This window comes from Lysinibacillus sp. 2017, assembly GCF_003073375.1.
Lineage (GTDB): Bacteria > Bacillota > Bacilli > Bacillales_A > Planococcaceae > Solibacillus.
Window position 1 is genome coordinate 2924822 of record NZ_CP029002.1, and the last position, 13430, is coordinate 2938251.

Consider the following 13430-nt stretch of genomic DNA (forward strand, 5'->3'; position numbering starts at 1 on the left):
ATGGAGGTGTTTAGTATGCGAGTACTACTAAACGTAAACGGAATGTCACAATATAGTTCAGATGTTCGACCAGAATATCAAAACTCGGCATGCGGACCGACAACAGCACATGTTATTTTAAATTATTTATGTAAAGATGATGAAAAGATTCTCACAAAAGATGTGAATGAACTTTACAAATTATTGGGTGGGACGAAAATCGGACTTTTTAAATGGCGCATGATTCGAAACTTACGCCGATTACTAGGAGATGACTGGTCTGTTGAGGAATGTACGCTTACTCAGGCGGTTGAACAGTTGCGTGCAGGAAATCCTGTTGCCATGCGATTTGACGTTTACTTTTCGGGGCAATTTCTCTCTAAAAACAAGCCGCTTTATAAGTATCACTGGGTACCATTAATTGGCTATGAAATTATAGACAATGAGCTTTATTTAACGATTCATGATAATGGTGGTCGTAACCGAGAAAGCCAAATTCGAACGTTCAAATATGATGATAATCGAAAAGTATTGGATTTCGTAAAAATTGAACCAAAGGAGTGCTAGCCTGCATAAGCTAGCGCTTTTTTATTTTATCAAAAAAAGTTATTGCGTATTTTGTTATTTTGTATATAATAAATTCTTGTGCTTAATGCACGAAAAATACCAAGAATAGGTGGAGTGATAAATGAAAAAAACCCTTACAGCAGTTTTAGCATCTGCAATGTTACTGGGTGCATGCTCAGAAGAAACAAAGGACAATGCGGAGGTAAACGTAGACACAAAGGCATCAGCCGAAACTACTGTGGCAGTTAAACCAACCCCAATAAAGGGCGAAGATTTTGATGAAGCAGGCGGTGCAGATGCATACGCAAATGCTGGAGACAATGACGAATCTCGCTACTACAAAGCGCCTGATTTTTATAATTTGAAATCAGATGAAAATTTAACAATTATAGAAAAGTTCCAAACGATGCAACAGACGACAGAATGGTCTTGTGGCCCTGTTACTGCATTAATGGTCGCGAATCATTTCGGCTATGACGAAATGACAGAAATGGAAATTGCCACGCAAATGAAGGCAATGACGGATCTTGATGTAGAAGGTGCATTACCTGGCTCTGCGAACAACTTTCCTGAATACGGCTCAGATGTTTCGAAATTACATAGCTTTTTCTCTAGCTTAGAAGGTTTTGAAGTTGTTGAATCAAGCTACCGTGAAGATTACTCAGAGGCCGACCTTATTCAAGCAGACTCTGGTGCAACAGGAAACAATGTTGGCAATCTGCCAGAAACATTTACATGGAATAGCTTATATTCATCAGAAAATAGCGACACAACAGAAGCTTGGATATCTGATGCAAAAGATAGTTATTTTGTAAAATGGCTGACAGAACATTTAGAAAATAATCGTCCAATTATGGTTGAATGGGGTGACTGGGGTGGACATTGGCAAGCCATTATTGGATACGACAATAACGGTACACCTGGTATCGGTGACGATGTATTAATTTTTGCTGATCCTTATGACACTTCAGATCACTGGCAAGATGGCTATTACTTTTATCCACTAGAGCGCTGGTTCGGTATGTGGAATGACCGTAATATCGCACCAAAGCCATTCCAACTACAACCATACATCGTAGTTGATTATAAAAAATAATGATAGACAAAAACGCGGGAAGCATTAGCTTTCTGCGTTTTTTATTTTCTATTTTCCTAGAAGGTCACATAAAAAAAGAAGAGGCGGCTTCATAAGTTTACGGGTTCTCTTTAGTAGTGCAAAAACCAAAATACCTAGTAAACGCTCTGTTGTTTCACTGGGTATTTTATCTACTAAAACGGACTTGAACTGACACTAATAAATACTCTATATACATTATAAATTCAATAAACGTTCCTAAATGCCAATTTTGGAAGGCGCCCAAAAGCGACAAACACTGTTAAATCATTGTTTGTCGTTTTTTCATAGAAAATAACGCTCTGAGATGCTGTGAAAAATTATTTTAAAGAGGACTATTCGATCCACTTGTTCTGAATGGTTGTAACATATAAATATTGCTCCTTCGATTTGCTTTTTAAGTTAGTTAAGGTAAAAATATGAATCATAATAATAATAATTTAGGAGGCTTAATAATGATTTTTTTTGATTGGGAAATAGAATTGGTGGAAGGTTTAAAGCCATATATAGATATCGAAAATAAAAGAATGGCTATTCTTACAACTGGAGATGATGAAATTCATCTAGCTTTAGAATTTGATGAAAATAATAATTTAGTTATGCACCCAAGATGGAATATAAATATTATTATCTTAGGTGACAAGCATATAAAATTTACAACAAATTCGTAAAATCATTTATAAACCATATACAATCATTCAATAAACGTGCCCCAACGGTTTAGGAATATTTAGTTAAAGTATTTAAAAACAAAAAGGCAATTTATGGTATCATTTAAGCTGATTGGGGGATAATTAATGGATTTTAATATTTTGATGTATATAATGCTCATTTTAAGTCATTTAATATTTGTCAGTTTAATATTGGCTATTTTTACTTCCGTCTTTGTGAAAAGTAGAAAGAAGGGATATGTATTTTTAACAATCTATATATTACTAAGTACATATTCGCTAACCACTGCATTTAAGACCTCAATGCTATTGGGAAGTTACCTGTTGATTATATACATTTGCTTAGGTATAGTAACTTACTTTGTTATTAAAAAGAAACTTTCAAAAGGAACCGAAATTTAGAAATGGATGCTTAGTACAACAAACATTTTATAAACCGAGGAATTTGACTTAGTGTTAATCCCTCTACTTTTGGGAATAGTATTGGAATATAGAATTACTTAGGTAATGACAAATTTAAGGAGAATGAAATGAATAAATTTAGCCTACTTAATAAGTTTATAGTTCAAGAAGAAAAAATAGAAGAAATGGTTAATATTCTGTTAGAAGCAGCTGAGTCAATGGAAACTTTAGATGAATGTGAAATATATCTTGTGAACATTGCCGATAATGAACCAAATTCAGTTTACGTTTATGAAGTTTGGACTGATGAAAGTTCTCATCAAGCCTCTCTAGGTCTTGAGGTTATTCAAAAATTAATTAGCCAAGCAAAACCTATTATTACTGGTATGGAAAGAATTAGCACGCTAAAAACAAAAGGTGGAAAAGGTGTATCTAAATTATAAAGCCTAGACTGTTTGTATACAAATATGCTTTAACCAAAGGCAAATTTAGTGCAACAAGTTTTAATAAATTATACAAAATAACACTCCCAAATGACACTTTGGTAACCAACCCCCCCTATTTAATTAAATGGGGGATTTTTGGCTTCATGTGAACGATAGGGTCCCAAATTATGTTTGTTTAAAGAAAAATGGTATTTTTGTAAAAGGTTCTTTTTAATATTTCTTGTATTAACCAAAATAGAATTGCACAGATAATGCCTAGTATTATCATTTCAGCTATCATTTTAATAGTTATCCCTCGAAACGCTATAAAACAAAATAGTATGCCTAATAAGCACCCGCTAAAAATATAACTAACAAAATTATAAATTTTCGCTTTGATTTTAAAGTCTAAAATGAAAGAGATACTTGCACCAATAATAAATAATACGAAAACATAAAGGCTATAACCAAATAAGCTTATAAAAAACTCGTCATAAATGGGCGGATTATGTGAAAAATAAATATAATTAAACGTTAGAGCTGCTGAAACTAGCAATGAAGTAACAAGTATTGTAAATATTTTTAGTTCAATAAATTTCATTCTAATCAACCCCTTGTAGTTTATATCTTAGCTATTCTTTAATATAAACCGAAAACCCTCTTTATATTGAGCTTTTCTAAAAGGAAAAAGCAAAATTGAAATACATTCCTATACAAAATAACGTTCCCAAATCAAAGTTTGGGAATACGCAGAGACGCGAGAAACGCTGATTTAATAACGTTTCTCATTTTTCTTATGGAACATTGTTTATACGTGATTTTATGCATGTTTCTACAAATCCACTTCCAACAACGGTTTGAACGTGTTTTGGGGAATGTTACAACGCTGGTATTGTTGTATGAAATCGTGCATATTCTCCAAGCTATAATCTTATGTTTTTTTAATGTAAACTTTATTTAATAAGTAAAATCTCAAGAATATAAACAAAAATAGCCTATTAAATCTAGTGTCGATTCAATAAGCTATTTTAAGTATTATTTTACAATTTGTAATTCAATAGAGAACCCATAAGCTTCATAAGCACGTCTCTTCCAACTAAGCATTAATAAATCGAACGAGCGTGCTTCGCGATTAAACGATATCCATGCTCTTCTACTGTATTAAACAATGCTGGTGTGTATTCTGTTAATCTTAACGACTCTAAATCTGCGGCAATTTCTGCCTCACAATGAATCATCGCTAATTTGTGAGATAGTCGTAGCATCTCTTCATTTTCACTAATTTTCGTACGTTGACCTGGTTTTAATGTTGGCAGGGCAGCTAATACACCATTAATTGAACCATGATTTTGAATGAGTTGTAATGCTGTTTTCGGACCGATTCCTTTAACGCCTGGGTAGCCGTCACTCGAATCCCCCATAAATGCCTTCACTTCGGCAAATTGCTTTGGCGAGATGCCATATTCTTCAACAAAACGAGCTTCTGTATACACATCGTATTCCGTGTAACCTTTTTTCGTAAATGCAATCGTTGTTGAAGGGTTCAGTAATTGTAGCAAATCTTTGTCGCCACTTACGACTGTAATTTGTGCATCGTCTTTCCACTTTTCAACCATAGAACCGATTAAATCATCGGCTTCAAGTCCTTTTGTTCCGAAGTTTTTCCAGCCAATTAATTTGGAAACATCTTTTGCCATATCGAACTGTGGCAGCATTTCTTCTGGCGGTGCGGGACGATTTGCTTTATAGCCATCATATATTTCATTGCGGAATGTTTGCGATCCCATATCCCAACAAACAGCTAAATGCGTTGGTTTGATTAGATTTTGTGCAGTTAATACGTGTCTTGCAAAGCCTTGCACGCCGTTTGATGGTGTTCCGTCTTCTAAACGAATAAATTGATTCATAGCAGCTGATGCGAAAAATGAACGGAACAGTAATGCCATGCCATCAATGATTAGTAAATGTGGTTTTGTCATAATATACATCCTCTCTATCTCGTATGCTTATTATAACAAACACTAACCCTATTATCGTTTTGAAAGATTAGTCTGACGGTAGTAAATAAGCGATAATGCGATTCACGTCTTTACTGAAAATACGATCCTCTGTCATACTCGGTGCAATTTTTCGTAATTCATCCCATTTTTGGCGAAGCATTGGTGACATCTTATCAACTCCACGGTATTCCACTGCTTGTGCTGCGCAAAACGCTTCAATTGCTAACACATTACGGACATTAGCGATAATCATGCGCGCATGACGTGAACCTGTTGTCCCCATACTGACATGGTCTTCTTGATTCGCAGAGGAAGGAATCGAATCAACGGAAGCTGGATGTGCGAGTGTTTTATTTTCTGACACTAAACTTGCCGCACTGTACTGCAGAATCATCGCACCAGACTCTAAACCGGGATTTGCGCTTAAAAATGCGGGTAGCCCTTCATTTAATTGCGGGTTGACTAAACGTTCAATGCGTCGCTCGGATACGTTTGCTAGCTCTGCGACACCAATTTTTAAAAAGTCCATTGCAAAGGCAATTGGTTGGCCGTGAAAATTGCCACCTGAAATAACTAATTCCCCATCTTCAAAAATTAATGGATTGTCCGTTGCGGCATTCATTTCTAGTTCAAGCTTTTCTTTTACATAGTTCAACACTTGCCAGCTCGCCCCGTGAATTTGTGGAATGCAGCGTAATGAGTACGGGTCTTGTACGCGCTTTTCTCCTTGATGTGTAATAAGCTCACTGCCTTCAAGCCAATCACGCATTCGGGCTGCAACGTCGATTTGCTCCTGCATATTACGTGCCTCATGAACCGCTGGATGAAAAGCATCAATTATGCCGTACAGCGATTCCATTGTCATCGCAGCAATCCATTCACTCGCATACGCTAGCTTTTCTGCCTCGATGTAATTCACAACCCCTTGCGCTGTCATCGCCTGCGTCCCGTTAATCAGCGCTAACCCTTCTTTTGCTTGTAGTTCGATTGGTGCTAAGTGATGCGCTTCAAATACTTCGTTTGAAGGTTTACACACGCCTTCAACCCAAACTTCTCCTTCCCCAATAATTGCTAGAACTAAATGGGAAAGTGGCGCTAAATCTCCTGAAGCCCCAAGTGAGCCTTGCTGCGGGATTACCGGATTGACTTCTTCATTGATCATCCATAATAAGCGCTCTAACACTTCTAGTCGAATACCTGATAATCCTTTTAATAACGCATTCAAACGCAATACCATCATTGTTTTTGAGACTTTTTCAGGGAATGGCTCACCAAACCCACATGCATGTGAGCGAATTAAATTTAATTGGAGCTTGCTTACTTCGTGTTCTGCAATTTTTACATCACTAAATTTTCCGAAACCCGTATTAATGCCGTACACCGTTTTATCTTGCTGTACGATACGCTCTACCGCTTGACGACTTTTTTCTACGCGTGCAATGGCATCTTGTGCGATTTCCACTTTTTCGTTGCCGTATAAAATACTTGCCAATTGCTTAATAGATAAATTTTGTCCGTTTAATTGAATCATGTAACCCACCCTTTGCATTTTTCTACACAAAAAAAATTCGTTAATTTTATTATTGTATAAATAGCAGTTTATTTCTAGTTAATTTTTATTTATTTTTCAATACTTTCTAATAAATTGCATATTTTATAGCGTTTAAAGCATTTTCTTCTTAATTTAATTTACTGCGTTAATAAGCTATTTCACTATCGATTTAATATTTTAGCATACTAAATCAATCATACAAAAAAGAGACCCTTTTAAAGGATCTCTCATGTCATTTGGTTCTCTTTATATCTCGTATTGCTTGAATGGATAAACGTACGAGTAAAATCGCACATAAAAATAGTCCTAAGTAGGCCGCTGTATTTAAATATACCGCATATGCCGTATGAATAAATTGTGAGATGGCGAGTAATGCGACCGAAATGATGCCAAATGTAATGCCGACAAGCAATAGCACAAAGCGAGAAAACAGCTGGGTCACAAATTTTGCATTCGCTTTATCTGAGAAAATATCATGATGTAAAATAATTTTTCCGCTTTCTACTTTTTTAAACAATTGATCGATACGGCGTGGCACTTTTCTTAAATTCGGCAACATTAATGCCAATTCTTCTTCAAGTAATTGCTTCGTGGCGCGTGGTTCTTTAAATGGCTTGAGCAAGCTTGCTTTTAAATAGTCATTCGAGAAATCTTTCACTTCGCTAAAAATTTCAAAACCAGGGTGAATGATTCCTAACGTACCATCTAATGTAACGACCGCCCGTAATGCCACGCTCACAGCTGGGTAAAAATGCAGGCCGAAATCTCTTGCGACAGAGAAAATCGAGTAAATAAGTACATCTGTTGGAATGCGAGAAACAAAGTTAATCTTCAGTAAAATTTGGCTAATGGCTTGCTCCATTTCAAGACGATTAATATCCTCTGCATTTTCAACAAGCAAGCTAATCCCATCGACAACAAGTGCTGCATCGTTTTGATGAATACCTACTAAAAAATACTTCAATCCGTCCTGTTGCTGCACGGCCAATCGACCAACCGCACCATAATCTAGCATCACTAACTTCCCTGTATCTTGCTCCAAATAAATATTACCTGGATGCGGATCTGCGTGGAAAATACCTGAAATGAGTGCTTGTTCTAAAAACGCATACAGTAAGTTTTTCGCAAATTCATGTCGATCCACTTGCTCGGTTTGAAACAAATCCGTTGCAACGGAAACAGATTTTCCTTTTACAAACTCCATCACTATTAAATTTTCATTTGACACATCATGAAACACTTTCGGCACCTTTACGTCCACTTTTCCGGTTTGAACGATATTACCCATTTGTTCCATATTCCGTGCTTCAATATGAAAGTCGATTTCTTCACTTAACGCCAAACTAAACCCTTTTGCTAAATCATAAAAACCTAAGTTTTCGGCCCATTTTGACTTACTTGTAATCCAACCTGCGAACTCCATTAAAATCGTCAAGTCCTCTGTCATGATTCCCTTTACCTCAGGGCGTAACAGTTTCACCACTACGGGCTCATTTGTTTCCTTTAAAACTGCCTTATGTACTTGACCAATGGATGCGGAAGCTAATGGACTTTTATCAAAGTAAGAAAAAAATTGTTGGTCTTGTCCTTTTAAATTTTCTTTTAAAATGGCATCTACTTGCTGTTCTGATAGAGGTCTCACATGCTGCTGAAGCTTCTCTAATTCCTCGATAAAAATAGGTGGTAATAACTCTTTTCGCGTTGATAATACTTGCCCAAACTTCACGAAAATCCCACCACATTGCTCTAACGTATCTCGTAGCGCTTTTGCTAATTCCCGTTCATCTTCTCTTGAACGCGCGTACTTCATTGTGCGCGTCACACCATTTTTCACCGCAATACTGACAACTTGACGCAACCTTTTTTGACGGCGCCAATACGTAATAAGCGTTTTAAAATACGAGCGTCGCCCAACCGGTGTCCCGTTCTCATTTAATTCAATTGGATCAAATAACTCAAAAAATAAATACAACAGCATCGAAATCAGAAGCATACTGCCTAGCCATAAAAGTGTGGAAATATTAATGACATTCGTTACAATGTTGCCGTCATAATAACTTGCATCTCTTAAATACGTATACCAAAATACAAAAGTCGTAAAAGCCACGCTAATAACAACCGATAAAATTCGTTTTCCTAAGCTTACTTGAGATCCGATTAACCGCCCACTAATAAAAAAGATAATTATCGCAGCTATTGCTAATTGAATGATTACTGAAACCATATCCATCAAATCGCTCCCCTACTTTAGAGTAAGATGTACTTGAATGTTTACATTCCCTTTTAACGCTTTACTAATCATACAAGTTTCTTCTGCTTTATATGCATAACGCTCCGCTAAACGAATGGCGCGCTCCAATTGTTCTTGTAGCTGTATTTCTACGTAATGATGAATTTCTTTATAGGTGAACACACCATTCGTCACGTCCACTAAGCCTTCTGATTTCATATTGAGCTTTGCTTTAATGTCGCTACGTTCGAGCATTGCCGCAAGTGTTATTAAATAGCAAGTGGCTGCTGCACCTAGTAGCATTTCATCAGGATTGGTCCCAATACCTGGTCCATCCATTTCAGGTGGAATGGAAATTTGTGTAGAAAGTCGCTCTGCGTTTAAATCGCCTACCGCATTACGACCACCTGGCCAATCTAGTTTTGCTGTAAATGTATGTAGTGTCATCTAAAATCACCTTCCATTCTTTTTACTAACTATACCATTTCCGCTAATTACTGAGTGGTCAATTTATATATAGCTAGATAAAGCTATTTTCAAAGGGAATCGATTTTCTAATAAAGTGGTTATTCGGGGGTAGTTATTTGGCAGGTTCTTCGCACGCAAGCCGCACAGCCATGTTGCACATGTCTGTACGACTCGCCTTTGTGCTTCGTGAAAGACCTGCCAATAGAGGGTGCATCCATTTTCCTTTTGCTTGTATTCACGTGCTGGCGCTTACAGTGGTAGGCGCCAGTCGGTTTATTAGGCGAATCTTTTTATAAAATCAGGGAAATCACAGTGAATTCATCCTTTATTAAAGCGGTTATTCGGGCATAGTCATTTGGCAGGTTCTTCGCACGCAAGCCGCACAGTCATGTTGCACATGTCTGTACGACTCGCCTTTGTGCTTCGTGAAAGACCTGCCAATAGAGGGTGCATCCATTTTCCTTTTGCTTGTATTCATGTGCTGGCGCTTACAGTGGTAGGCGCCAGTCTTTTTATTAGGTGAATCTTTTATAAAGTTGAGAAAGATAAGTTCAAGTGGATCCGCCTTTTATAAAGTGGTTATTCGGGCATAGTCATTTGGCAGGTTCTTCGCACGCAAGCCGCACAGTCATGTTGCACATGTCTGTACGACTCGTCTTTGTGCTTCGTGAAAGACCTGCCAATATAAGGTGTATCCATTTTCCTTTTACTTATATTCACGTTCTGGCGCTTACAGTGGTAGGCGCCAGTCGGTTTATTAGGCGAATCTTTTTATAAAATCAGGGAAATCACAGTGAATTCATCCTTTATTAAAGCGGTGATTCGGGCATAGTCATTTGGCAGGTTCTTCGCACGCAAGCCGCACAGTCATGTTGCACATGTCTGTACGACTCGCCTTTGTGCTTCGTGAAAGACCTGCCAATAGAGGGTGCATCCATTTTCCTTTTGCTTGTATTCACGTGCTGGCGCTTACAGTGGTAGGCGCCAGTCTATTGGGTGAATCTTTTTATACAGTAGGGTTTATCATAGTGAATTCATCCTTTGTTATAGGGGTGATTCGGGTGTTTCATTTGGGCGGGCGCAGCACACATTCACAAAGCCTCTTTGCAAGAGTCTTTCGCGAATGTTCTTTGTGCTGTGTGTAAGGCCCGCCCATTCAAGGTGTATCCATTTTCCCTTTACTTGTATTCACGGGCTGGCGCTTACAGTGGTAGGCGCCAGTCTTTTTATTAGGCGAATCTTTTTATACAGTAGAGAAAGTTTAAGTGGATCTGCCTTTTTTAAAGTGGTTATTCGGGTGTAGTCATTTGGCAGGTTCTTCGCACGCAAGCCGCCAGTCTTTTTATAAAGTAGGTAAAATCGCAATGTATTTATTTATCATCTAAATACTGTGAACTCATTTATCTAGAGTTTTAGTAGAAAAGGCAATCCTGCCATTATAGAATATAAGGCTTTGACAACTATTGAACCTTATCTATCCATATATTCATCCCTTTACAAAAAGAGAATCTGTGACAGTCCCTTTCACACTTAATTCAACGGACTCGCTTTAAAAGAAAAACGGCGCCTTTGCTCGCCAACAGCGCCGCCCCTGAATACATGCAAAAGTAGAATGGACTAGCCTTTGATTTGGCTGGCCTAGCATACCGCAACAGTATCAGTAGTAGGGACACGTACCACGTGACCCTGCTGCTGATATGCGGTCGCCTGCCAAATTATGAAACACCTTTATAGATTATTTATTAGAATTTGACTAGCTCTGACAATCCCTTTAACCCACAAAATTCAACGGACTCGCTTTAAAAGTAAACGGCGCCTTTGCTCGTCAACAGCGCCGCCCCTGAATACATGCAAAAGTAGAATGGACTAGCCTTTGATTTGGCAGGCCTAGCCCAAGGCGCAAAGAAGAGTCGTACAGATATGTGCAACATATCTTTGCGACTCTGGGCGCCCAGCCTGCCAAAAAACGATACACTTTCATAACATCTCTATTAGAAGATGACTAGCTCTGACAATCCCTTCAACCCACCAAATTCAACGGACTCGCTTTAAAAGTAAACGGCGCCTTTGCTCGCCAACAGCGCCGCTCCTGAATACATGCAAAAGTAGAATGGAACTATCCTTTGATTTGGCAGGCCTAGCCTAAGGCGCAAAGAAGAGTCGTACAGATATGTGCAACATATCTTTGCGACTCTGGGCGCCCAGCCTGCCAAAACTCAATACACTTTCATAACATCTTTATTAGAAAATAACTAGCTATAACAATCCCTTCAACCCACAAAATTCAACGGACTCACTTTAAAAGTAAACGGCGCCTTTGCTCGTCAATAGCGCCGCACCCGAATACATGCAAAGGCATAATGGATTACACTTTGATTTGGCAGGCCTAGCCCAAGGCGCAAAGAAGAGTCGTACAGATATGTGCAACATATCTTTGCGACTCTGGGCGCCCAGCCTGCCAAAACTCAATACACTTTCATAACATCTCTATTAGAAGATGACTAGCTCTGACAATCCCTTCAACCCACAAAATTCAACGGACTCGCTATAAAATTAAACCCTGCCATATCACGATACACTTTCATAACATCTCTATTAGAAGATGACTAGCTCTGACCAACCCTTCAGCCGACAAAACTTGAAATACTTTCATAGCATCTTTATTAGAAAATAATGCGCTGTAAAAAACAAAACCCACCAACAAGTTTGCACTCGTTGATGGGTTTAACTGTGTGATTACCACACGTTTTCTTTATATTTTTTATAGTAGTTCACTTGGCGAATGAACATGTAGAATTTACGTTTTAAGTGCTTGTCCTGCTTGTAGAATAATGGGTTAACTATTTTTTTCTCGCGAATTAAACGCTGAATATCCTTTTGTACATCTTTGTCTTCAACGAAGTTTTTCAGTACAATTTTAGGGACAACCGAGAACAGTACATCGCCTTTTAAGTAAGCGCATTCCTGTGAACGATTGTAAATTAAATCATCGACAAAGTTACGTGCTAAATTATAGCCCATTGCATTGACATAATAGCTTGAACGCCCTTGACGAATATTCACTTCAAACACTTTGAATTTGCCGTCGCGCTCATCGTATTTTAAATCGAAGTTACCGTAACCACGATAACCCACTGCTTCTAAAAAGCCGCGTAGTTTCATCATCACTTCTTCGTTGTAGCGTGTAATCAGGGCTGTGTAGTTCCCGATTGCTGTTTTTGTATGCTCTTGTAAAACCACTTGGGCAAATGAAACAAATTGTGTTTCGCCTTTTGAGTTCACATACACAACAGAATCCCACATTGCTGTATCTTCACCAGGGATATAATCTTGGATAATCAGCTGATCTTTATAGCCACTATTTTTAATCATATCGATGACTTTTTGTACTTCTTCTTTGCTTTCCACTTTGAATACTTTTGCTTGTCCTTCAAATGGATGACGGCTGTATTCAATCCCGTTACTTGGTTTAATGATGACTGGATACATCATGTCTTGTTCGAAATCACCATCCGTTTTGCAATCATAAAAAATTGTTGTCGGAATATCGATGTCGTACTGTGCGCAAAGCTTATAGAAGTTCGACTTAATTTGTAAATCGTTCATTAATTCTTCTTCAATATAATTGAACACGAAGTAATTTTTTAAGATGTCTCGGTTTTCAATAATTAATCGCACGTATAAATCGTTCGTTCCGACTAAAATTAATTTTTCTGCTTCACCTTCATATTTTTTCGCTACACTAATTAAAATTTTCGCGAACTGTGATGGATCGGCTAATTTTTTGTCATATTCGATTGCACGTGGAATCGTACTTAAATTTGTAAATGGTAATACACCTTTCCCAACTAAAATGGGACGAATTTTATATTCTTCATGGAATGAAATTGCCATGTTGTACGCATTAATATCAGTACCTACAATAATCGGTAAAAATGGTTGTTGGCTCATAACTTTCTTCCTCTCAATTCTATCAACGAGCTTCGTAAGCTTTTTATAATAATTACTTACCTATCATACAA

General features: G+C 37.8%; 10 protein-coding genes. 4 read left to right on the forward strand and 6 right to left on the reverse strand.

Annotation, left to right across the window (positions count from 1 at the left end; translation table 11 throughout):
* Positions 1-15 precede the first annotated feature (15 nt).
* The 4 genes from DCE79_RS14370 to DCE79_RS14390 all read left to right on the forward strand — a co-directional run bounded on the left by DCE79_RS14370 (position 16) and on the right by DCE79_RS14390 (position 3176).
* Entirely contained in the window at positions 16-546 is a 531-nt protein-coding gene (locus tag DCE79_RS14370) for a C39 family peptidase (RefSeq protein ID WP_108713686.1), read from the forward strand.
* A 121-nt stretch (positions 547-667) separates the two neighbouring features.
* Positions 668-1642, forward strand: coding sequence for a papain-like cysteine protease family protein (locus DCE79_RS14375; protein WP_108713687.1), 975 nt, complete (start codon positions 668-670; stop codon positions 1640-1642).
* 473 nt (positions 1643-2115) lie between these two features.
* Positions 2116-2331: a hypothetical protein gene (locus DCE79_RS14380; protein ID WP_108713688.1), complete on the forward strand. Its 216-nt coding sequence runs from the start codon at positions 2116-2118 to the stop codon at positions 2329-2331.
* 530 nt (positions 2332-2861) lie between these two features.
* Complete coding sequence (locus DCE79_RS14390) at positions 2862-3176, forward strand: putative quinol monooxygenase (RefSeq protein WP_108713690.1); 315 nt, start codon at positions 2862-2864, stop codon at positions 3174-3176.
* Positions 3177-3354: 178 nt separating this feature from the next.
* Here DCE79_RS14390 and DCE79_RS14395 read toward each other — a convergent pair whose 3' ends face one another.
* The 6 genes from DCE79_RS14395 to DCE79_RS14420 all read right to left on the reverse strand — a co-directional run bounded on the left by DCE79_RS14395 (position 3355) and on the right by DCE79_RS14420 (position 13359).
* On the reverse strand, positions 3355-3759 hold the full coding sequence (locus tag DCE79_RS14395; RefSeq protein ID WP_108713691.1) for a hypothetical protein: 405 nt from the start codon (positions 3757-3759) through the stop codon (positions 3355-3357).
* Positions 3760-4261: 502 nt separating this feature from the next.
* Positions 4262-5137: a 5'-3' exonuclease gene (locus DCE79_RS14400; protein WP_108713692.1), complete on the reverse strand. Its 876-nt coding sequence runs from the start codon at positions 5135-5137 to the stop codon at positions 4262-4264.
* 67 nt (positions 5138-5204) lie between these two features.
* Positions 5205-6689, reverse strand: coding sequence for a histidine ammonia-lyase (hutH, locus tag DCE79_RS14405; RefSeq protein WP_108713693.1), 1485 nt, complete (start codon positions 6687-6689; stop codon positions 5205-5207).
* Positions 6690-6942: 253 nt separating this feature from the next.
* On the reverse strand, positions 6943-8940 hold the full coding sequence (locus DCE79_RS14410) for an ABC1 kinase family protein (RefSeq protein WP_108713694.1): 1998 nt from the start codon (positions 8938-8940) through the stop codon (positions 6943-6945).
* A 12-nt stretch (positions 8941-8952) separates the two neighbouring features.
* Positions 8953-9387, reverse strand: a complete 435-nt coding sequence (locus tag DCE79_RS14415; RefSeq protein WP_108713695.1) for an SACOL1771 family peroxiredoxin — start codon at positions 9385-9387, stop codon at positions 8953-8955.
* A 2757-nt stretch (positions 9388-12144) separates the two neighbouring features.
* The gene (locus DCE79_RS14420) at positions 12145-13359 is read right to left on the reverse strand and encodes a carboxylate--amine ligase (protein ID WP_108713696.1); all 1215 of its coding nucleotides are present in this window, start codon (positions 13357-13359) and stop codon (positions 12145-12147) included.
* Positions 13360-13430 lie beyond the last annotated feature (71 nt).

Bases quoted from the DNA above. Each gene is read 5' to 3' on its own strand.
- DCE79_RS14420 (WP_108713696.1), bottom strand. From the start codon at position 13,359: ATGAGCCAACAACCATTTTTACCGATTATTGTAGGTACTGATATTAAT.
- DCE79_RS14400 (WP_108713692.1), bottom strand. From the start codon at position 5,137: ATGACAAAACCACATTTACTAATCATTGATGGCATGGCATTACTGTTC.
- DCE79_RS14390 (WP_108713690.1), top strand. From the start codon at position 2,862: ATGAATAAATTTAGCCTACTTAATAAGTTTATAGTTCAAGAAGAAAAA.
- DCE79_RS14410 (WP_108713694.1), bottom strand. From the start codon at position 8,940: ATGGATATGGTTTCAGTAATCATTCAATTAGCAATAGCTGCGATAATT.
- DCE79_RS14370 (WP_108713686.1), top strand. From the start codon at position 16: ATGCGAGTACTACTAAACGTAAACGGAATGTCACAATATAGTTCAGAT.
- DCE79_RS14375 (WP_108713687.1), top strand. From the start codon at position 668: ATGAAAAAAACCCTTACAGCAGTTTTAGCATCTGCAATGTTACTGGGT.
- DCE79_RS14415 (WP_108713695.1), bottom strand. From the start codon at position 9,387: ATGACACTACATACATTTACAGCAAAACTAGATTGGCCAGGTGGTCGT.
- DCE79_RS14380 (WP_108713688.1), top strand. From the start codon at position 2,116: ATGATTTTTTTTGATTGGGAAATAGAATTGGTGGAAGGTTTAAAGCCA.
- DCE79_RS14395 (WP_108713691.1), bottom strand. From the start codon at position 3,759: ATGAAATTTATTGAACTAAAAATATTTACAATACTTGTTACTTCATTG.
- hutH (WP_108713693.1), bottom strand. From the start codon at position 6,689: ATGATTCAATTAAACGGACAAAATTTATCTATTAAGCAATTGGCAAGT.